At 42.9% G+C, this 18,896-nt stretch carries 23 protein-coding genes and 2 pseudogenes; 17 read left to right on the forward strand and 8 right to left on the reverse strand.

Going from position 1 to position 18,896, the window contains the following annotated elements; all coding sequences use genetic code 11:
* Positions 1-18 precede the first annotated feature (18 nt).
* The 3 genes from ACFVQB_RS19440 to ACFVQB_RS19450 all read left to right on the forward strand — a co-directional run bounded on the left by ACFVQB_RS19440 (position 19) and on the right by ACFVQB_RS19450 (position 863).
* Positions 19-225: a hypothetical protein gene (locus ACFVQB_RS19440; protein ID WP_379442926.1), complete on the forward strand. Its 207-nt coding sequence runs from the start codon at positions 19-21 to the stop codon at positions 223-225.
* Positions 213-353 (forward strand): PhnD/SsuA/transferrin family substrate-binding protein, encoded by a 141-nt coding sequence (locus ACFVQB_RS19445; protein WP_379442397.1) that lies wholly within the window; start codon positions 213-215, stop codon positions 351-353. Before ACFVQB_RS19440 ends, ACFVQB_RS19445 begins: the two co-directional genes overlap by 13 nt.
* Positions 354-701: 348 nt before the next feature.
* Positions 702-863 (forward strand): PhnE/PtxC family ABC transporter permease, encoded by a 162-nt coding sequence (locus ACFVQB_RS19450; protein WP_379442907.1) that lies wholly within the window; start codon positions 702-704, stop codon positions 861-863.
* A 66-nt stretch (positions 864-929) separates the two neighbouring features.
* Here the strand turns inward: ACFVQB_RS19450 and ACFVQB_RS19455 are convergent, their stop codons facing one another.
* Complete coding sequence (locus ACFVQB_RS19455; protein WP_379442400.1) at positions 930-1,163, reverse strand: hypothetical protein; 234 nt, start codon at positions 1,161-1,163, stop codon at positions 930-932.
* A gap of 123 nt (positions 1,164-1,286) precedes the next feature.
* On the opposite strand from ACFVQB_RS19455, the gene ACFVQB_RS19460 reads away from it, so the two are divergent.
* A complete protein-coding gene (locus ACFVQB_RS19460) occupies positions 1,287-2,099 on the forward strand; it encodes an inositol monophosphatase family protein (RefSeq protein ID WP_379442404.1) in 813 nt (270 codons plus the stop codon).
* A gap of 644 nt (positions 2,100-2,743) precedes the next feature.
* On the opposite strand, the pseudogene ACFVQB_RS19465 reads toward ACFVQB_RS19460, so the two are convergent.
* The 3 genes and pseudogenes from ACFVQB_RS19465 to ACFVQB_RS19475 form a co-directional block, all read right to left on the reverse strand.
* Positions 2,744-4,097, reverse strand: a pseudogene (locus ACFVQB_RS19465) (serine hydrolase domain-containing protein).
* A 439-nt stretch (positions 4,098-4,536) separates the two neighbouring features.
* Positions 4,537-4,965, reverse strand: a complete 429-nt coding sequence (locus tag ACFVQB_RS19470) for a hypothetical protein (RefSeq protein WP_379442408.1) — start codon at positions 4,963-4,965, stop codon at positions 4,537-4,539.
* 52 nt (positions 4,966-5,017) lie between these two features.
* A complete protein-coding gene (locus ACFVQB_RS19475; RefSeq protein ID WP_379442412.1) occupies positions 5,018-5,467 on the reverse strand; it encodes a hypothetical protein in 450 nt (149 codons plus the stop codon).
* Between the two features lie 283 nt (positions 5,468-5,750).
* Between ACFVQB_RS19475 and ACFVQB_RS19480 the strand changes: the two genes are divergently transcribed.
* The 7 genes from ACFVQB_RS19480 to ACFVQB_RS19510 all read left to right on the forward strand — a co-directional run bounded on the left by ACFVQB_RS19480 (position 5,751) and on the right by ACFVQB_RS19510 (position 10,171).
* A complete protein-coding gene (locus ACFVQB_RS19480; protein WP_379442416.1) occupies positions 5,751-5,873 on the forward strand; it encodes a hypothetical protein in 123 nt (40 codons plus the stop codon).
* 124 nt (positions 5,874-5,997) lie between these two features.
* Entirely contained in the window at positions 5,998-6,666 is a 669-nt protein-coding gene (locus ACFVQB_RS19485; protein ID WP_379442419.1) for a TetR/AcrR family transcriptional regulator, read from the forward strand.
* Between the two features lie 263 nt (positions 6,667-6,929).
* Positions 6,930-7,748 (forward strand): oxidoreductase, encoded by an 819-nt coding sequence (locus tag ACFVQB_RS19490; protein ID WP_379442422.1) that lies wholly within the window; start codon positions 6,930-6,932, stop codon positions 7,746-7,748.
* A 28-nt stretch (positions 7,749-7,776) separates the two neighbouring features.
* A complete protein-coding gene (locus ACFVQB_RS19495; RefSeq protein WP_379442425.1) occupies positions 7,777-8,172 on the forward strand; it encodes a hypothetical protein in 396 nt (131 codons plus the stop codon).
* Between the two features lie 78 nt (positions 8,173-8,250).
* Positions 8,251-8,925 (forward strand): TetR/AcrR family transcriptional regulator, encoded by a 675-nt coding sequence (locus tag ACFVQB_RS19500; RefSeq protein ID WP_379442427.1) that lies wholly within the window; start codon positions 8,251-8,253, stop codon positions 8,923-8,925.
* A gap of 50 nt (positions 8,926-8,975) precedes the next feature.
* Positions 8,976-9,662 carry an NAD-dependent epimerase/dehydratase family protein gene (locus tag ACFVQB_RS19505; protein ID WP_379442429.1) on the forward strand — a complete coding sequence of 229 codons (687 nt, stop codon included), beginning with the start codon at positions 8,976-8,978 and terminating at the stop codon, positions 9,660-9,662.
* Positions 9,663-9,700: 38 nt separating this feature from the next.
* On the forward strand, positions 9,701-10,171 hold the full coding sequence (locus ACFVQB_RS19510; protein ID WP_379442433.1) for an SDR family NAD(P)-dependent oxidoreductase: 471 nt from the start codon (positions 9,701-9,703) through the stop codon (positions 10,169-10,171).
* Here ACFVQB_RS19510 and ACFVQB_RS19515 read toward each other — a convergent pair.
* Together ACFVQB_RS19515 and ACFVQB_RS19520 are read right to left on the reverse strand one after the other, a co-directional pair.
* Positions 10,157-10,684, reverse strand: a complete 528-nt coding sequence (locus ACFVQB_RS19515; RefSeq protein WP_379442911.1) for a LysR substrate-binding domain-containing protein — start codon at positions 10,682-10,684, stop codon at positions 10,157-10,159. The two genes, ACFVQB_RS19510 and ACFVQB_RS19515, sit on opposite strands and share 15 nt — an antisense overlap.
* Positions 10,681-10,821, reverse strand: coding sequence for a hypothetical protein (locus ACFVQB_RS19520; protein WP_379442914.1), 141 nt, complete (start codon positions 10,819-10,821; stop codon positions 10,681-10,683). The genes ACFVQB_RS19515 and ACFVQB_RS19520 overlap by 4 nt, the downstream gene beginning before the upstream one ends.
* Positions 10,822-11,737: 916 nt before the next feature.
* Here ACFVQB_RS19520 and ACFVQB_RS19525 point away from each other — a divergent pair.
* The 3 genes from ACFVQB_RS19525 to ACFVQB_RS19535 are packed head-to-tail and all read left to right on the forward strand — an operon-like array spanning position 11,738 to position 14,975.
* Complete coding sequence (locus tag ACFVQB_RS19525; protein WP_379442436.1) at positions 11,738-12,484, forward strand: YggS family pyridoxal phosphate-dependent enzyme; 747 nt, start codon at positions 11,738-11,740, stop codon at positions 12,482-12,484.
* A gap of 15 nt (positions 12,485-12,499) precedes the next feature.
* Positions 12,500-13,705 carry a benzoate/H(+) symporter BenE family transporter gene (locus tag ACFVQB_RS19530; protein WP_379442917.1) on the forward strand — a complete coding sequence of 402 codons (1,206 nt, stop codon included), beginning with the start codon at positions 12,500-12,502 and terminating at the stop codon, positions 13,703-13,705.
* A 25-nt stretch (positions 13,706-13,730) separates the two neighbouring features.
* Positions 13,731-14,975, forward strand: a complete 1,245-nt coding sequence (locus ACFVQB_RS19535; RefSeq protein ID WP_379442439.1) for a serine hydroxymethyltransferase — start codon at positions 13,731-13,733, stop codon at positions 14,973-14,975.
* Between the two features lie 119 nt (positions 14,976-15,094).
* On the opposite strand, the gene ACFVQB_RS19540 is transcribed toward ACFVQB_RS19535, so the two are convergent.
* Both ACFVQB_RS19540 and pdxR read right to left on the reverse strand, forming a co-directional pair.
* Positions 15,095-15,715 carry an NAD(P)-dependent oxidoreductase gene (locus tag ACFVQB_RS19540; RefSeq protein ID WP_379442441.1) on the reverse strand — a complete coding sequence of 207 codons (621 nt, stop codon included), beginning with the start codon at positions 15,713-15,715 and terminating at the stop codon, positions 15,095-15,097.
* Positions 15,716-15,760: 45 nt separating this feature from the next.
* On the reverse strand, positions 15,761-17,191 hold the full coding sequence (gene pdxR / locus ACFVQB_RS19545; protein WP_379442443.1) for a MocR-like pyridoxine biosynthesis transcription factor PdxR: 1,431 nt from the start codon (positions 17,189-17,191) through the stop codon (positions 15,761-15,763).
* Between the two features lie 538 nt (positions 17,192-17,729).
* On the opposite strand from pdxR, the gene ACFVQB_RS19550 reads away from it, so the two are divergent.
* The 3 genes and pseudogenes from ACFVQB_RS19550 to ACFVQB_RS19560 form a co-directional block, all read left to right on the forward strand.
* Positions 17,730-18,125, forward strand: a complete 396-nt coding sequence (locus ACFVQB_RS19550) for a VOC family protein (protein WP_379442445.1) — start codon at positions 17,730-17,732, stop codon at positions 18,123-18,125.
* Between the two features lie 30 nt (positions 18,126-18,155).
* Positions 18,156-18,608, forward strand: coding sequence for a hypothetical protein (locus ACFVQB_RS19555; protein WP_379442447.1), 453 nt, complete (start codon positions 18,156-18,158; stop codon positions 18,606-18,608).
* Between the two features lie 117 nt (positions 18,609-18,725).
* Positions 18,726-18,848, forward strand: a pseudogene (locus ACFVQB_RS19560) (AEC family transporter); the annotation flags it as partial.
* Positions 18,849-18,896: the final 48 nt, after the last annotated feature.

An 18,896-nucleotide genomic window follows, 5' to 3' on the forward strand; every position in this document is an offset into this window, starting at 1 on the left:
TTTAGAAGGGGCAATATCATGTCCATCATGAGAAAAGCACTTATTCCCTTATTAAGCATTCTGTTTCTCCTCGGAAAGGTTGGATGCGCCGGACAAGGCGCTCAAAACACTGGAGCTATTGCAGGCAGCCAAGAGGAAACTTCATCCTATATGCCTAATAAATTGACATCGGGGTTACTCTCAGCGAAGGCAGTGAAAATGTTGAATCAAAAATGGAGCATTTAAAAAATTATCTTTCCAAGAAACTTGGTATGGATGTTGAAATTTTTGTGGCTAATGATTATACCGCTGTAGTGGAATTAATGAGAAGCAAGCAAGTAGACGTTGCTCATCTAGACCTTTTTCCTATCTAATGGCTACCGACAAGGCCAATGCCAAGGAATTTCCCAATATGTTATCAACAATAGCTTTTCTTGGATATTAGGCTGGAGTGCTCAGCAAATTAATTTTAGTATTTCCGATTTGGTCCAATAGTTTCCTAATATAGGAGATTTTATCTCCAGATCGTTTCCTCCTGATTTTACACATTTGGGTAAATATTCACTATCCGTTCTGCAGACCGTTCAAATGGCTCTTGTTTAATCGCAGTTGGCTTGGGGCCGTTTCCCGGTGTACTGGCGCTTGCCATCCATTCGGCAGGAATGCTCGGTAAATTTTAAGCTGAAGCTATCGAAAATACGGATAAAGGCCAGATCGAAGCTCTGGAAGCATCAGGTGCCAATCGTTGGCAGGTTATCCGCTATGCCATCTGGCCGCAAATTTTACCAGAGTTTATATCCGTAAAGCTCTTTCGCTGGGAAATCAATGTAAGGTCAGCAACCGTACTAGGACTGGCCGGAGCCGGGGGATCGGATTTGAACTGACTTCTACGCTCCGTCTTTTCCGCTACCAGGAATCACTTACCATTGTTATCTTAATCTTGGTCACAGTCATGATTTTGGATAAGTTACAATGCAAGTCTCGGCATCGAAAGCATCAAGCATTAAATGAGATAAAGAGGTTTTATAATTTAATGGGATGGATAGAAGCAGGTTTGATGCAGGCGAGTATGATTTGGCCATGGCGACATGCGCTTGCTGGGCGATGTTGATCCCAACGACTAGATGCTGAGAGGTAATCCTTTCAAAGAGTTTATTTTTCCGTGCTTTTAATTTAAACTTCATAGTAGAGCGTCCACCTGGGTGACAGGATTTTAAGGCTAGTAACGGGGACGATAGTGGAGAGGTTTATCGTGGCAGCAAGTCCGTGATATTATAGAACATCAGAGCTCACCTGGAGGTTTATAAATGACTACACAATTCCCACAATTCCTTCACGTTCTCAAAGAATGTGTTATCGAGACAGGAAAAAACAGTTTACGGCACTTAGAAGGAAATATTGATGCAGGTTCGAAAGCAACGCATAAAGAATTAGTTACATTCGTAGACCGCCAAAATGAGCAAATGGTAGTACAACGAATAAAGGAAGACTTTCCTCATCACAAAGTTATGGGTGAAGAAAGTTATACTGGGGAAGTTTTTGAGCCAAATGACTTCATTTGGATTGTTGATCCGATTGATGGGACAACTAACTATTTGCATCAAAAACAAAGTTTTGCGATCTCAATCGCTTTATACCAGAATGGACAAGGGATTTGCGGGGCGATTTATAATCCTCTTACTGATGAACTTTTTTGGGCAGAGAAAGGTTCAGGTGCATATCTGAACAATAAACGACTTTTGATTAATTCTACATCAGTGGCATTAACCGATTCATTAATTTCTACGTTTATTCGATATGATCAAAAAGAAAAGAAACTTGGGTTTGAAAGGTTTGTACATCATATAGCTAATGAGTCAAGAGGGATCCGTATGATTGGATGCGGTTCTTTGGAACTGGCTTATGTGGCTTGCGGAAGGTTCAATGCGTATTTTAGTTCTCTTCAGAAACCATGGGATTTTGCGGCAGGTAAATTGTTAGTCGAAGAAGCAGGCGGTAAAATTACTTGTTTAAACGGAGAGCCGATTAATACATTTCTATCAGGTAGTAGTATTCTTGCGGCCAGTAAGGGACTTCATCAGGAAATATTAAATATTTCTAAGACAATCTTGTACACATAACGTTTAGTATATATGCCGAACAAAATCTTATCGACTTTAATTACTAGATGTATTATCAAAACGTAACTCCACTAAATAGGGGAGTATTAAATGGCACTGACCATGTTAAAGCGAATTAAAAGTTAGGAGGTTGGTTATGAGAACTATTAGATTGTCGAGGGACAAGAACGTGGTCCCATTGAAAGTCGCTATTTAGCGGCTTTTTTGTTTTATCGGCACAAGTTCTTGTCCCGAGCCAAGGACAAGAACTTGTAGAGATTACAAACTAATTATTATATGTACTGCACTAATTTTAAAAAACGGGCACTTCTAAAAAACACGGCGACCTTTTCTCCGCTGAAGTTCGGGAAAAAGTCGCCGGTTAATGAATCTGGCAGTTAGGTCTAAGCTATCAGCTAGTATTTCTCCTCCTACTGGATCGATGACAATATTAAATTTTTCATTTGCTACTGCCGCTGGAAAATCTGTAGTAACAACTACAGCGTCATAATCTAATTTACGTGCTGCTTCAATTATTGAACTCGTTCTAACTGTTCCGACGATACGTGATGCTCCAAGTATAGGAATGGATCTCTAATTTACAAATCTATATCCAGCGTTTATTTGGAAATTTGACCTACGAAAGTTGAGTTGATTATATAAACTTATTCCTCCACTCGCATCCCCACATTCTGGCCCTCATGATCGTACAAGGTCAAGTGTGTACTTTTTCCCTTATCAATACCAGTAAATTCAAGTTCTGTCGCCGTTTGTTGTTCATAGTAACGCACAGGGCTGAGCGGCAGCAATGACAAGACCATCCCGTTGTACATTTTCATATAAAGCTGCTCATCCTTGACATAAACCTCTACATCCAATGTCTTGTCTTCTCCAACCGAAAAGCGGTATCTGCCTGGATGTGGTTCATATTCTTCCGATTCAAGCACTGCTATAGTTCGAGACACCACAGGTCGCGGCGCTTCAAAATGCTCACCGGCGATGATCTGTTCAATGCTTCGGATCAATAGCTGGGTATAAGCCAATTCCCGCTCTCCATTTTGCAGCAGAATCAGGGTGACATCTTGATCTACATAGCGCTTAAGTAAAGTTGCATATCCAGGCCAACCACCGCTGTGATAAATCAAATTGCCTAGTTGCTGATGTTGGCCAAGAAACCATCCAAATCCATAGTCAAACGTATCACCCTTATTCATTACAACCGGTGCAAACACTTCCTCGTGCAATTGCGGGTCCATAATTCTATCATCATAAAGCGCACGATCCAGACGGAGTAAGTCCCCAACCGTACTGCTCACCATTCCATCCCCTTGTAAACCGTCCAGATATTGCACGTAGCTCAGCTCGGGCACCACATCCGGCAGTACATAACCTCCGCGATCCAGCCGGTAAACATAACCCCAAGCGTAGTCTTCTGGAATAGGTCCAGGATCCACACGCCTATTGTACACCCGTGTACGTGTCATGCCGAGCGGTTGAAAGATCTGTTCGGATAGAAAGTCTGCGTAAGACAGGCCGCTAATTCGTTCTATCAGGATCGCGAGCATAATATAGCCGGTATTGCTGTACATCCAGCTATCATTAGGCGTAAACAAAGGATCGGGCCGATGGGTAGCGAGCATATGTAACACATCTTCGTTAGTAGCATACTGATTAGGATTCCACACTCTGGAGAACAACTCCATATAATCCGGTAAGCCCGATGTGTGGCATAACAATTGGCGTACCGTGATTCCTGGGTAGGGCAATTCCGCCAGCCACTTTAAAACCGGATCATTCCACTGCAGTAAGAGATTTGGAGACCGATGCTAATTCGAACATCGATTCAGTGGTAAGTGGTCGCATTCCAACGCTACTGAACTCCGCGCTTCCCATCGCTTCACAAAGCAATGTTTCGCCCTTTTCGGCCACCAAGAGCACCCCGTTAAATGTGTTCTGCTCTCTGATTTGGCGCATCAGTTCGACAAGTTGTGCAATTCGTTCTGTTTTTCCTACTGTCATGTACTTATCCCCTTTTTATATGTGAATATCATCAGCTACCACTCGATTGCGGTTTATTTACGCAAGTCTATTTTTCGTGTTTGCTCAACATCCGCACTTATGTGTCTTAGAGGTATAGAACTGTTCACTGTCCAGTCAATAAAAGCCGATTAAAAATACCTTAGTTCTTACAGTAGGATAACCGATGGCCTCTAATTCCAGTTGCGCTTCTAATGTGGTGAATTAGTATTTCAAATCAGTTTTTCACCTAGCTACTGGCCAAGGAAGCAGGGGCTAGGGAATACCGACTAAAATGGCCAATGGAATAATTGTATTAATTAGGATAAGCATCAACAATCGAATAATAAGTTCCATCTTTGTTAGCTGCTTTGTATTTTCCCACCTGATAAAGCCGCTTAAGGACAAGAGGTATAGGATAGCAAAAAATAGCAGAATACAATTAATAATCATAGCTCGAAAAAAAATCTACAGAGTTGAACAGCAGAACGATACCGTATTCTCCATCCATCACTAAATAGGAAGATGAATTTTCTGTCGTGCCGTTATGCCAGACCTTGCTGTCTGAAATAATCCACCCCATTCCATAGTACTCTCCCTGCTTAATGCGTGCAGCGGGTTCATGCATCCGATTGATACCTGGCTTTGAAAGCACGCTGCGGCCCTCAAAATTCCCGCCATTCATTTGTGCGATCAAATACTTGGACATTTCCAGCAGCTCTCTCGCCTTATCGAGCCGCTTCTCCTTTAAATAACCGAATACGGTGGTACCGAATAGTTCTTTAAAACCGGATTTCAGTTTAGAGTCGCTGATTCCTACCAACCTGGACAATTCCAATAAGGACGGGGGGGGTTCCATCCGTTTCTGCAAAATTTCGCTTGCCTCCCGCACCCTCGCAATATCGTCTTTCTTTAACCGGTTTCTACTGCGCTCCCGGCAACACTTCCTCTTCTAACAAAGCGTATTGGAAGCAAAGGGCTAGCAATTCAAGGGTTATTCCTTCCAGGAACATTTTTCGCATCGCTCCGATAAAGGAATGGGAACGGACATCCTGCAGGATAGACTGAGCTTTGGGCAATAGCAATCGGTGAAACGTACGATTCATTTGTCCACCAAGAATCGTGGCAAAATCGTAACGCGTCAAGGCCAGTTCATCCATTAATTCATCAAATAAAGTGGGGGCCAAACGAACGTCACAGATGATAATCGGTTCTCCTTGCAAATATGTCATTACAAGCTGCTCTTCTTTTCCAAAAGTAAGATCTCCGAGACCTGAGATAATCTGTTCTTGTGTTCCGGCATGAAGGATTTCGATATTGCCCTGAATCCAGAACGTCAGATCGACGATCGGAAGTTCGCTGCGGAACTGCATCGTATGTTTGTCTTTGAGCAGGCAGTCGGTCAGGAAATCCGGATAAGTGTCTGTTGTAATGAGAATGAAGCTCTTTATATTCCGACGACTGTAACTTTTGCATTTCTATTCCTCTTTTACATTTTATTTTTTGAGAAGAGTATACCAAACGGTGCTCATACATCAATTCGGACTAATTTCCAGCCTGCCCAACTGCTCAAAGACGCTTGCTGTGACCAATTATCAATGTCATCAACGATACTAAATAGCACAGGGAGGATATCATAAGGAACGGGGTCATCCTTTGCGAACCATTCGTGAAATTCACCAGTATGGCAAGCAGGAAAGACAAAACAGCTACAATCAGGAATGTACCGATCATATCGTGACAGGTTCACCCCTGATGAAGATTCATTCCAGAGCCTAAGCTCATATATGAAATGAGAGAAGGTGCTTCCTCTAAAGAGGAGTACCTTTTTCGCTAATATAACTGAAATTTTGACTCCAGGTTGACAAACGATTTACAATAAAGTCGAATGGAGTGATAAACAATGGCAAAACGTGCAATGACACCCGAGGCCAAAGCTCTTAAAGCTAAGGCTATTATGGATAAGGCAGCGGAGATGTTTCTTGCGTTAGAGTATGAAAAAATAAAAATGTCGGACATCGCCAGACAAATGGGAATGTCTAACGGCATTTTATTTGTATATTTCAAAACAAAAGAAGCTCTGTTTTTCAGCGTGCTATGCCGTGAGTATGAGAAGAGACTTGCTCGTCTGACGGAGATGGCTTTACATAAGCCTGTACATAGTTATGAGGACTTCAAGAACCTCTTGATGGATGAGCTTATGGAATTGGTTGACAAGAATCCACTTTACGTCAAACTGGAATCCATGCGTACAGCCGTTTTTGAGAAAAATGTTGATCCGAAAACGATGTTGAACCAGAAGATCAGTCTCTACAAACTTATGACAGATGTAGTGACCATTATATGTGAATTCCAGGCAGTAGCCCCGGAAGATGTGATTGAGATTTTACAGGCTGAGGCTTCAATCATGACAGGCTGCAAATTAACTGCAACGTTGCCAGAGGATGTTATCGATATGATCAATCAACATGGACTGGAAGGTTTTCAACGCAACTTTAAAGAAGATGTCCGGAGAACTATGATGTGTTACTTGGACGGATACTATAACAATTATATTATTAGCCGCAAATGATTTTATATCAAGCAATGACATGAGCATATGCCTATGAAAGTCGCTATTATAGCGGCTTTTTTTTATTTTCGCGCCCTAGATCGGCTAAACTCAACTCATTAAAACACCGAAAAAATGATGTGCCATAAAGGTGAGTATTGCAAGAGTGACCTAAAGCGGGATAACCACGGTTAACAAAAAAATAGAATGATTATCGTTGACAATTGATCCCGAGTCACTTATAATTGACTCAGGATCAAATAAACATTATGGAGGTTTTACACATGAGTCAGAAAGTTGCGTTAATTACAGGTGCATCGTCAGGGATCGGCAAAGAGGCCGCACTCGAGCTGAAAAACAAAGGCTTTACAGTGTATGCGGCGGCTCGTCGTATCGATAAAATGAAGGATCTCGCCACGATGGGCATTCGTCCCATTTCCATGGACGTAACGGATGAAGAGTCCATGATCGGGGCAGTAAATCAAATTTTGAGCAAAGAAGGTCGAATTGACATTCTGGTGAACAATGCCGGATATGGATCTTATGGTGCGCTTGAGGATGTTCCCATGGAAGAAGCACGGCGGCAGATGGAAGTCAATGTATTTGGACTCGCGAGACTGATTCAGCTTGTTGTGCCAAGCATGCGAAAAAACAAGTTTGGGAAAATTGTGAATGTATCTTCGATGGGTGGGAAGATATGGACAAACTTCGGCGCATGGTATCATGCCACCAAATTTGCAGTTGAAGGTCTTTCGGATTGTCTGCGGTTAGAGCTTGAGCCATTCGGAATTGATGTCATCGTCGTGGAACCGGGCGGAATCAAAACGGACTGGGGTATCATTGCTGCCGAAAATCTGAAGAAGGTATCTGCCAAGGGACCGTATGCTCAGGCAGCTAACAAAGCTGCGGACGGCATGATCAAAAACTATACAGGTAATCAGCTGTCGAAGCCGGAGCTCATTGCACGCACAATTGGTAAAGCTGTGACGGTAAGAAGACCGAAAACACGTTACTTGGTTGGTTTCATGGCAAAACCGATGGTATTCATGAAAAATGTATTTGGGGATCGTGCTTACGACAGAATCATTAAAATGTTTGGCTAAATTTAAATTTAGGGGAGTGGAGTTTATCATGTATACATTTGATTCTAAATTGCCGAAAACAACGACGTATTGGAAAGAAGACGAGATATTTTTTATCAAACACACGACTTTCTTGGTGAGTATGGAAGAAATACATGCCATTGGAGGATTGCTGAAAGAAGCTCATCGTGACAAAGATACGACTGCAATTGTCATTAACAATCGTGAAGCCAAAGGAGCCTGGACCCAGGAAGCAAATCAGGTTTGGATGGAAGTTAATGCGGAATTCGATTATGTCATGCCTAAAAAAGTCGCGACATTAACCAATGACGTTATCGCAACCATGCAAATTAACCGCCTAACGCGGAGCCACGGAGCGGAGAAAATGTCCAGAGCCTTTTGCAACGATTACGACGATTCGGTGAAAGCTTTTTTTAACGAATAAAAGGTAGACCATTCCGCTTGAATCTTAACTCCAGATCGATGAGCTATCTATAATGGGTCGAATGGAGTGATCGTTATTATGGCAAAACGAGCTATGACACCGGAGGCTAAAGCTTTAAAAGCTAAGGCAATTATGGATAAAGCAGCTGAAATGATTTTGTCTTCCGAGTACGAAAAAATTAAAATGTCAGATATTGCGAAGACGATGGGCATGTCGAATGGAATTTTATTCGTTTACTTTAAAACAAAAGAAGCGCTATTCTTCTGTCTGTTATGCAGAGAGTATGAGAAACGACTCGCTTCTTTGACCGAATTAGTGAAAAAAGTGTCGGTTCAAAGCTTCGCAGATTTTAAGGATTTACTTATGACTGAACTCATGGCACTGATTGAAGATAATCCGTTATATATCAAACTGGAGTCGATGCGTACTGCCGTTTTTGAAAAGAATGTAGATGCTGAAACCATGCTCACCCATAAGCTAAACCTGTATACGTTAATGTCTGAGCTAGTGGCCTTAATTTGTGCAGAGAAAGCCATAACGTCAGATGATGTCATGGAAATACTTCAGGCCGAAGCCTCCATTATAACGGGATGTAAACTATCTGCCGCATTACCTGAAGAGGTCATCGGTATCATCAAACAGAACGGTCTGGATGGACTTCAACGTAATTTTAAGGAAGATGTCCTAAAAACAATGAGTTGTTATCTGGATGGATATTATAATAATTATATTGCTAAAACTAACAAGTGCTAATAAGCACTAAAAAGAGAAGCCATGATTACTTTTATACACGGAGGAGCAGGATGATAAACCGAAATCAGACAGATAAAGCTGTTGTAGTTGGCGCTACAGGAATGATGGGGAGAGAGCTTGTACGGTTATTGCTTGAATATCCCGCCTATCAGCGAGTCATTGTTTTCGTGCGCCGCAGCATGGGCATCTCTCATCCAAAGCTTGTGGAGCATCAAGTCTCTTTTGAACGGCTTGAGAGTGAAGTTGATCCTTCTTTAATTGAGGACGCCGATGTTTTTTGTACCCTGGGAACCACGATGCAGCAAGCGGGCTCCAAAGAAGCTTTTCGCAAAGTGGATCTGGAGTACCCTCTGGCTTTGGCCAAACTTGCTCTTCAGCACCAGGCCGCCAGCTTTATCATTGTAACAGCCATGTGGGCATCCGAGCAGTCATGGATGTTTTACACACGAGTGAAAGGAGAATTGGAACGGAAGCTGTTGTCTCTTGGACTACCTCGACTTGTGATATTGCGTCCTTCTCTTTTAATCGGGGATCGTGAGGATGAGAGTTTTGGAGATCGAGCAACGAACATGATCTTTCGTATCATTGATCCGTTTCTTGTCGGACCTCTGGCCAGAATGAAGGCCATTGAGTGCAAAACTGTAGCACAGGCCATGATCATTAAGGCACAGGAAACCACTAGTTCTGCATTGGAAGTACTTGAGTCAGAAGTTATTCCTGTCGAAGCAAATAAGTAAAAAAAATATTCTGCAATATAGTTGGGAGACGTATTTAAATGAAAACATGGTTTATTACCGGGACATCCAGTGGTTTTGGACGTATGGGGGGTCAAGTCGCGTTCCCAGCCCTGAGTATTTATCATGCAACAAAATGGGCCATGGAAGGTTTTATTGAATCTCTCATTCAGGAAGTGGCTCCATTCAATATACAAGCGACGCTTGTTGAGCCTGGGAGTGCACGAACGAACTTCAGTGGCAGCAGTATGATCGCAGGAGAGCCCATGAGTGAATACGAGAATACGCCTGTAGGTTATATAAGACAAATGTCACAACAAGCTGGAGAAAGCAGTTTCCCTGGCGATCCGGTGAAAATGGCACAGGCTATCATTGTAGCAGCGAATTCCGACATTTTTAACCTTCGTCTAACACTCGGTAGTGACGCGTATGAATTGGTTTCTAAAAGCTTAGCTTCACGTCTGGCTGCGTTGGAAGAACAAAAAGAGATTGCTTATTCAACGGATTTCTAAATATAGATCTAATTCCAAAACAAATGCCCTGAATTGAATAGCAGCAGGGGGAAGGTAGTGTTCAGACACCCAGGAGAGCCCAATCGTACGGTGGCTGTCAACATTTCCTAAACGGACCTGGGCAATTTTGTTCATGTCCAAGCCTTGCTGCGAAGACAGCAAAGAAACACCGAGCCCTGATCCGACCAGTCCGATGACAGTGGCGACTTCTTCGCCTTCAAACGTGATATCGGGCTGCATGTCGTACATATGGAACAGTTGATCAGCAGTCTGGCGCAACGCATACCCTTGCTTAAGTAAGATGAAAGGCTCTCCGACAAGCTGATCCAATGTGATAGATTCTGCTTGCGCTAGCTGGTGAGTGGACGGTAGAGTAGCGAATACTTCTTCTTTCCAGAGTGCTTTCCATTGTATAGCCGAGTCCAAATCGCGAGGCTCTGCCAATAGGCACATGTGCAAATCCCCATTCTCCAATTGATCAAGTTGACCTGGAGCGATTATACCTAGATTCAGCTCCTAACTGGACTTGCTCCAGGCTGTGGTACGCCATCTACAGACAAACTGCCTGGTACGAAGCTACCTGAGGCGGGGAACCTGTCTGTTAGGAGGACAAGTGTAACAGAGACCGTTCCTACATTAGAAGCGGTGATCGTTTACTGGATTGTATCACCAACAAAGGCTTTTGATTATCAGATTGTTCTTTATTCAAGAATTCTGGGCATGAACTCTGGTGCATAAAGATAAAATTGCTGAGCGTATACACTTTCGATGGAATATTTGAAGAATTATTTTTGTTGCTACAAGATTATATTAAATTAAGCAACTGATTGATTTCTTCAGAACTTTCCTGCATACCACGAGCAATCGATTCGTTAATCCAACCGTAAAGTCCATAGGCGAAAAATGCCTTTTCATAGGCTTCTTTATTACTCATATCAAGGATAAGAACTTGTACCTATTACTGTAAAGACACCATGATTAGAGAGTTTGATGGAGTATATCACATTTGGTTTAGCGAGCTTTTTGTCACACACTATCAGCTTACATAATGGTTGTCAGCTTTATTTAAAGATTTTTTGTTCCAAGTATCCATTCGAAAGTTACTGTAAAAAATACCGCCTAGAATAGTCTGACGATTCATATTAGCCGGCTTCTAATGAAGCCAAACATTCAACCCGGAAAACCATAGCTATCCATACCCGTTACAGCAGTATCTGAAAGTCGTTTGAAGTTTGCTGGCGATCGCTACTTAAATTCTACTGGCGTCAGACAAGAACATAGGATCAGACCAAGCCGCTAAACTAGCGGCTTTTGTTATACATTTTGGAAGAGATATGGAATCACGTCAAACGGTTTATCAGCTTCTAAAAGTACATAAATAGTGATCAAATTAGATTTTTGTCTTTTCTATTGTTTTGGACTGCTCAAAAAGAATAGTTTTGGATATATATAACCAATCCATCTGTTGATATACTAGCATAACGTTCTACACAGTCTTCACAATACACAAAGAGGCGCTAACCTCAATCATCCATTCCTATGCGGAATAGAAAGAAGGTAGCTGACATGGGGCATCTAGTTGAAGAAAATCTTCAATCTGTAAGACAGCAAATAGCATTGGCCTGCCAGGCTTCGGGTCGCAACATAGAGGACATCAAGTTGTTGCTCGCGACCAAAACAGTACCGCTTGAGAAATTACAAATAGCTATTCAAGCAGGTGAGGTCCTATTCGGAGAAAACAAAGCTCAAGAACTTCGGGACAAATTTCCACTCATGCAACAAAGCAAACAGGTGGAATGGCATTTTATCGGACATCTGCAAACGAATAAAGTAAAGGATGTTGTTAAATATGTTACACTCATCCATTCCGTAGATCGTCTGAAACTGGGACAGGCTTTACATAACCAGCTTGTCAAAGAAAACAAGACCTTAGACATTCTTGTGCAAATTAACACGTCCTACGAAGAAAGTAAATTCGGTGCCTCTCCAGAAACAGCATTGGAGCTTGTAGAACAGTTGTCTCAATTCGAGACGTTGAACGTGAAAGGCTTAATGACCATTGGAAAACTGAATGCGACGAACGAAGAAACACGACATTGTTTTCAATTGTTAAACCACATCCGTACACAAATTAAAGAGAAAAACATTCCACGCGTAGAAATGGATATTCTATCGATGGGCATGTCTGGTGACTTCAAAGTCGCCATTGAAGAAGGAGCTACAATCATACGTGTAGGGACAAGTGTATTTGGCCAACGCTACTTACCGGATGAATATTACTGGAATGAACATACACCCATGGAGATTAGGTGAGAGGTAGTGTTAAATATGAAGTCAGCATCCCCTTCGTTACGTGGCCGCGATTTGATATCGCCGGTCATAGCCGCTTTAATATCCGTTATTGTTAATTACGGGGGCACGTTTATTCTTGTTTTTCAAGCAGCAAAAGTCGCTGGTTTAAGCCCGGAAATGACTGCTTCCTGGATTTTTGCCATCTCGATTGGAGTAGGAGTAACAGGCATATGGCTAAGTTATCGCTATAAGGAACCGATTATTACAGCCTGGTCGACACCGGGTGTGGCTTTTCTCGTTTCTGCATTAGCCGTAACCCCTTATCCCGAGGCCATTGGAGCTTACATGATTTCAGCAGTCGGGTTTATTATTTTAGGTTTGTCAGGTATGTTTGAACGTTTCGTTCGACTTATTCCCCCAGGCATCGCTTCCGGATTGTTAGCAGGTATTTTACTACAGTTTGGCATTTCTGCCTTTGAAGGGGCGAAGGTTGATCCTTTGCTTGTTATTGTACTGTTTGCAGCCTATATCGTGCTAAGACGGTTTACTTCCCGTTACGCAATTGTTGGCATATTAGCAATCGGTTTGATTTATTTGATTTGCATGGGGAAAACAAACTTCAGTACGATCCAATTGGCGGTCGCTTCGCCGGTATTTATTGTTCCGGAGTTTTCGTTACATGCTTTACTTGGCGTTGCGTTGCCGCTGTTCATTATTACCTTGACGGGGCAATATATGCCCGGAATGCTTGTTTTGCGTAATGACGGATTCAAGACGAGTGCAAATCCCATTTTAGCCGTAACAGGCTTGGGTTCGCTTCTTGCAGCTCCATTCGGCTCACATGCTTTTAACGTGGCAGCCATTACAGCAGCGATTTGTACAGGTAAGGATGCACATGAGGATTCAACAAAACGGTATATTGCAGGTATTGCTTGTGGAATTTTTTATATTTTTGTCGGGGTTTTTGGCGTAACATTGGCTGCTCTGTTTTTGATTCTTCCTACTACTTTTATTGCAACATTAGCAGGTCTAGCATTACTTGGAACAATCGGTGGTAGTCTTGCCAATGCATTAACGGACCCTAAGGGACGTGAAACTGCATTGATTACGTTTTTGGCGACAGCAGCGAATGTGACCTTGCTTGGAGTCGGTGGTGCATTTTGGGGACTGTTTGCAGGAATGGTAGCGCATCTGCTGATGAATAGTAAATTCCCCAAAAAGCAATTTGGACAGAATGCATAACAATAATGTTGAGAGGAAGATGCACATGAAACATTTGGAGCAGCTAGATAAATTAGTGGGAAATGCTATCCAGCAAGAGCTTGCACGGCAGAGGGATACAATAGAACTGATTGCATCAGAGAATTTTGTAAGTCAAGCTGTGATGGAAGCAACGGGTACGATATTGACCAATAAATATGCGGAGGGGTATCCGGGCAGAAGATATTATGGCGGGTGTGAGTATGTCGATACTGTCGAGGAGATTGCCAATCGCCGACTTAAAGCGCTTTTTGGTGCTGAACATGCTAATGTGCAGCCTCACTCTGGTGCTCAGGCAAACATGGCTGTATATTTTGCCTCTGTTAAGATTGGTGACACGATACTTGGCATGAATCTATCCCATGGTGGTCATCTAACACACGGAAGTCTTGTTAATTTTTCAGGGAGATTTTATAATTTTGTTCCATATGGTGTTGATGAACAAACGGGCCGTATTGACTTTGACGAAGTACGCAAACTTGCTTATAAGTATCGTCCACGTATGATCGTTGCAGGTGGAAGTGCCTACCCACGGACCATTGACTTTGAGTTATTCGCCCAAATTGCTGCCGAAGTGGGAGCCCTTTTCTTTGTAGATATGGCGCATATTTCAGGAATTGTAGCGGCAGGTTTGCATCCTAACCCGGTGCCGCATGCTCATTTTGTTTCAACTACCACGCACAAGACATTACGAGGACCACGGGGGGGAGCCATTTTGTGCCGGGAGCCGTGGGCACAGGCGATCGACAAAGCAGTATTCCCGGGAACTCAGGGTGGTCCATTCATGCACGTCATAGCGGGGAAAGCGGTGGCATTAGGTGAGGCATTGCAATCTGATTTCACTAAATATATTGAAAGTGTTCTGGATAACGCCAAAGTATTGGCAGAAGCATTAATCAATGAAGGGCTTACCCTTGTATCAGGAGGGACAGATAATCATATGGTGTTGGTCGATTTACGAACCATTGGCCTTACAGGCAAAGAAGCCGAAGCCATACTGGATGAAGTAGGAATTACGGCGAATAAAAATGCAATCCCTCATGATACGGCAAGTTCGTTGGTCACGAGCGGTATTCGTTTTGGGACTCCGGCTATGACGTCCAGAGGACTTGGAGTTAGGGAAATGAAAGAAATTGCTCAACTTATAGGACTTGCTTTCAAAAATCCGAAGAGCTTGAAGGTAAAAGATCATATATTAGGAAGTGTCCGCGAAATCACTTCGCAATTTCCTCTTTATGAAGGGCTTGAATAGTTTAACAGCAGACACATATGTAGCCCGCAATTGTTCCTGATCGCTAACAATTGCGGGCTCGTATTTTGCTTGCTCATATTGAAAACATACCGTTGTGAACAGAGGAGATACATCGTAAGTTAATAGGCTATACCTACACGTGACTGTACATACTCCCCACACGTTATTTGCTGATAAGCAAACTCCGCAGTATCCATTACAGATATAGAAGTTCCGCTGTCAGGCAAGTAGTCGCGCTCAACCCGGTACTTACCGGGAGATTTTCCATCATATAAGTAGGTAGGGCACACGATCGTCCATTCAAGCTTTGAATGCTTGAGAGTGTTGTACACCTCCAGATGCTCCTTTGCTGCTCGCGTTGACTTGCGTTTGGAACTGGAGGATTGAAAACGAAGCAAGCCAGGATCAGTTCGACTTTCCAATATTCCAGCCGTACCAATCGTAATGATTCTTTTTATGCGCTCTTGAGCCATAGCCTCAACAATCAATCCTATGGATTGCGATAATGTAGTCGTTCCATCGGTGCTCAAGGCACTAACAACGAGATCAACACCCTGTATTGCATTATGAATATCTTCTTTGATTAAGGCATTCCCTTGATGCAGAATAAAATTCTCATCGCTGAGATTTATCTTTTCCGGCTTTCTAACCAGCGCGGTTATATGATTTTTTGAACTTAGAGCATGAGAAACGAAATGACTTCCAACTCGTCCAGTGGCTCCTAACACTAAAATTTTCACAAAAAAATACTTCCTTTCGGACCGAATTGGCAAGAATGTCCTTCATTATAATACAGTCTGTGCAAGTCGATGTATGCCTTCCTCAATCAAATCTTCATCCACTTTCGCAAAACCTAATATCCATCCTTTTCGATTACTTTCCAGGCAATATTTACTGAGCGGGTACACACGGACTCTTTGATCAAGGGCAGCATTCGTCATCACATCTTCGTCAAATGACGTTTCAGATTCAAGAAGCATATGCAATCCCGTTTCCACTCCACTTAATGTAAATCGTGAACTTAGCCCGGAAGCAACAATGGCTTTGGTCATTACTTCGTGTCTGCGTCGATATATGTTCCGAACTCTTCTCATGTGGCGCATAAAATGACCACGTTCGATAAAATGAGTTAGAGTTAATTGTTCCATAATCGGTAGATGACGATAGGTTAGTTCATGAACTTGGGTAAGGCGATCGATGGCTTTTTTGGGTCCGATGATAGCTGATAGTCGAATGCCAGGCGCAACCATTTTGGAAAAACTCATCATATAAAGTGTATTCTGAGGTTGCTGACTGAATATTGTCGGAAGCGGATCTCCGCGGTACCTAAATTCGCTATCGTAGTCATCCTCAACAATCCAATATCGATGATGAGCCGCCATGTGCATTAATTGTTGCCTGCGTGGCTCCGACATAATAACTCCAACTGCGCATTGATGAGAAGGCGTGACAAATACGAGTTTAGTTTGTGGGTGAATACGATCTACACATAATCCATACTCATCGACCGGAACGGATTCGACTTGCATCCGTCGGTATTTCATCGCCATCCAAGCGGCAGGGAAGCCGGGGTCCTCTACCGAAACTCTGTCTCCCTCATTTAAGAGTGCCTGGGTAATTAAATCGATGCTATGTTGTGCGCCCGAGGTTAATAAGATTTGATCAACATCGATATGAATGCCTCGTTCAAGTGACAAATAACGTTGAATCTGCTCTCGTAACGGCAGTAACCCTCTGGCATCGCCGTAAGCCCAAATGTCCAGATTGGTTTCAGTGGAAGCCTGTATAAACGATTGTCTCCAGGATTTTGTGAAATTTTCGTCTAGATAAGGCTCGTGGGGATTAAAATCAATTTCTACTTTTCGGTTATCTCTGTTTCCGAACCAACTGTGCAGATGACCAATCGAACTGTTTAGTATAGGCAGTTCGGGAGGAATAGGTCCTTGGATCGCGACATCCTCTGATGAACGAGGCGAATATGTCCAATCACTAACCCTTGTCCCGGCGCGACGGGAGGTTACTGTATAACCTCGGCTGAATAATTCCTCGTAGACAATTTGTATGGTTGACCGTGAAACGCCAATTAATTGAGCAAGTTCACGTGATGGAAGTAGCAATTCGCCTGGCGGCCATTTTCCGGTTGTAATATTATGAATCGCTTGGTCAAGAAGTTGCTGCCAGATAGGGCGATGGTCATTTCGATTAACTTTTAGCATTGATTCAACTCCAGTGCTCATGCTGACATTATGGATTGCATGGTCTTATAAAATTATGGATGTTTTTAACACTCCAATGATTGATATACTATCATGACAAAAGTTAAATTTGCAACAAGGCAAAGTTAGACTAATGAGATATTTCTCATGAATCATGTATCTTGAACAACTTAGATGGATCTCGGCTTTGTCTTGGTTGTATGAGCTTTGGTGATGCAAATCCTAGATTTCAATTGATGAGGCGCAAAAATATATAGAGAAGGATTTCGTCCAAATCCCAGAGATAAAGGAGAATTCTCCTATCAACGGAGTGCTGCTCGTTTCCTTCCCAAAAGAGGATGTGAAAATCCTACTGGCTCATTTTGATGATGAAGTACTGGAGGGAAACCGAATAACTAAACGCATTCTGTTCGACAGGGCCAATCCGCACAGTTACGTAAGAGACGAGCACAGCCTCCATATTATCTTTGACAATGGGACGGGCAATTTGTATGATCTAAATAGGATTGTAAAATTCTGCAAATGGGGTCGAATGCGTATGGCTACAACTGATTGGGTGAATAAAATTACTGAAATCACATTGTTTGTGGAAGATTTGCATCGGTCGAAGGAATTCTACCAAGAGACGTTCAAACTTGCGATCATATATGAAGATGCAAACTGCGCGGTGTTCGATTATGGCAATACAAGCATCAATCTGTTAAATCAATTGAATGCCCGTGAATTGATTGAGCCGGCGCAGGTTGGTCGCTGCGGAGATGGCGCGCGGTTTCAATTCACGATCCAAGTACCAGATGTTGACCGGGTATGCGATGAGCTGAAAGTGCGGGGCGTTAAGTTATTGAATGGACCGATAACGCGTCCCTGGGGGCGGCGAACGGCTTGTTTTGCCGATCTGGACGGGCATGTGTGGGAGATTGCGCAGGTGCTGTAATGAATTAGGATTAAAGGGGAGAGGATCTGGATGCTGAGCGATTCTTCTTCTATTATCGAGCAATACATACGGGACCTGGACAAATATTCGATAGAGCAGTTGCGATTTAAATGCCAAGAAAATGTATTTCCTGAAGGCAAGACGGAAGACGGAACGAAGGCGCTCGCCGAAAAAGAGTGGCCCAATATCCGTGTGGAACTTGAGGAACCGCCCAACGCGACAATCAACCCCGAGAGCAAGGATGAAATCATAGCTGGCCTGGAGCAGGTGCTAGAGAAGTTTGCCTACTGGGCGGGTTGCGTAGATCGGGCGAATCCGGCTTGCAAGGTGCGCCATGGCTCGTTTGGCTGGCTTAACGCGCGTGATTGGTTTGAGATGGTTGATATGCACAGCAGGCACCATTTGCACCAGAAGGCGAAACGTATGCCGTATGGCGGCGTCAAGAAAAGCGGTACTGGTAAAGAAGGCCTAATACGCTATTGAAGAAATGACAGAGGAACATATTGTCGTCTTTAATCTGTGAGTATGGATTCTGAGCCTAGAGGCATATTTGTTTCTAGGTTTTTTGTTATGCCATTAATTTAAATGTAGGTGAATGAAATGCAATTTCTATCTATACTACTGCCTATATTCGGAATCTTTGCGCTCGGTTATGTAGGCCAGAAGAAAAAGGGGTTTGAAACCAAAACTATTTCGAAAATGGCATTATATTTAATGTCTCCGGTAAGTACTGGACTTAAGCGGGGGGAGTATCTCAGACCTTAATCTCAG

It is taken from the genome of Paenibacillus sp. NPDC057886 (assembly GCF_042796655.1).
GTDB lineage: Bacteria > Bacillota > Bacilli > Paenibacillales > Paenibacillaceae > Paenibacillus.

Coding starts and splice junctions, on each gene's coding strand:
- ACFVQB_RS19535 (WP_379442439.1), top strand. CDS start 13,731: ATGAAACATTTGGAGCAGCTAGATAAATTAGTGGGAAATGCTATCCAG.
- ACFVQB_RS19555 (WP_379442447.1), top strand. CDS start 18,156: ATGCTGAGCGATTCTTCTTCTATTATCGAGCAATACATACGGGACCTG.
- ACFVQB_RS19490 (WP_379442422.1), top strand. CDS start 6,930: ATGAGTCAGAAAGTTGCGTTAATTACAGGTGCATCGTCAGGGATCGGC.
- ACFVQB_RS19455 (WP_379442400.1), bottom strand. CDS start 1,163: ATGAAGTTTAAATTAAAAGCACGGAAAAATAAACTCTTTGAAAGGATT.
- ACFVQB_RS19495 (WP_379442425.1), top strand. CDS start 7,777: ATGTATACATTTGATTCTAAATTGCCGAAAACAACGACGTATTGGAAA.
- pdxR (WP_379442443.1), bottom strand. CDS start 17,191: ATGCTAAAAGTTAATCGAAATGACCATCGCCCTATCTGGCAGCAACTT.
- ACFVQB_RS19500 (WP_379442427.1), top strand. CDS start 8,251: ATGGCAAAACGAGCTATGACACCGGAGGCTAAAGCTTTAAAAGCTAAG.
- ACFVQB_RS19445 (WP_379442397.1), top strand. CDS start 213: ATGGAGCATTTAAAAAATTATCTTTCCAAGAAACTTGGTATGGATGTT.
- ACFVQB_RS19530 (WP_379442917.1), top strand. CDS start 12,500: ATGAAGTCAGCATCCCCTTCGTTACGTGGCCGCGATTTGATATCGCCG.
- ACFVQB_RS19485 (WP_379442419.1), top strand. CDS start 5,998: ATGGCAAAACGTGCAATGACACCCGAGGCCAAAGCTCTTAAAGCTAAG.
- ACFVQB_RS19460 (WP_379442404.1), top strand. CDS start 1,287: ATGACTACACAATTCCCACAATTCCTTCACGTTCTCAAAGAATGTGTT.
- ACFVQB_RS19510 (WP_379442433.1), top strand. CDS start 9,701: ATGAAAACATGGTTTATTACCGGGACATCCAGTGGTTTTGGACGTATG.
- ACFVQB_RS19475 (WP_379442412.1), bottom strand. CDS start 5,467: ATGCAGTTCCGCAGCGAACTTCCGATCGTCGATCTGACGTTCTGGATT.
- ACFVQB_RS19505 (WP_379442429.1), top strand. CDS start 8,976: ATGATAAACCGAAATCAGACAGATAAAGCTGTTGTAGTTGGCGCTACA.
- ACFVQB_RS19440 (WP_379442926.1), top strand. CDS start 19: ATGTCCATCATGAGAAAAGCACTTATTCCCTTATTAAGCATTCTGTTT.
- ACFVQB_RS19525 (WP_379442436.1), top strand. CDS start 11,738: ATGGGGCATCTAGTTGAAGAAAATCTTCAATCTGTAAGACAGCAAATA.
- ACFVQB_RS19550 (WP_379442445.1), top strand. CDS start 17,730: ATGGCTACAACTGATTGGGTGAATAAAATTACTGAAATCACATTGTTT.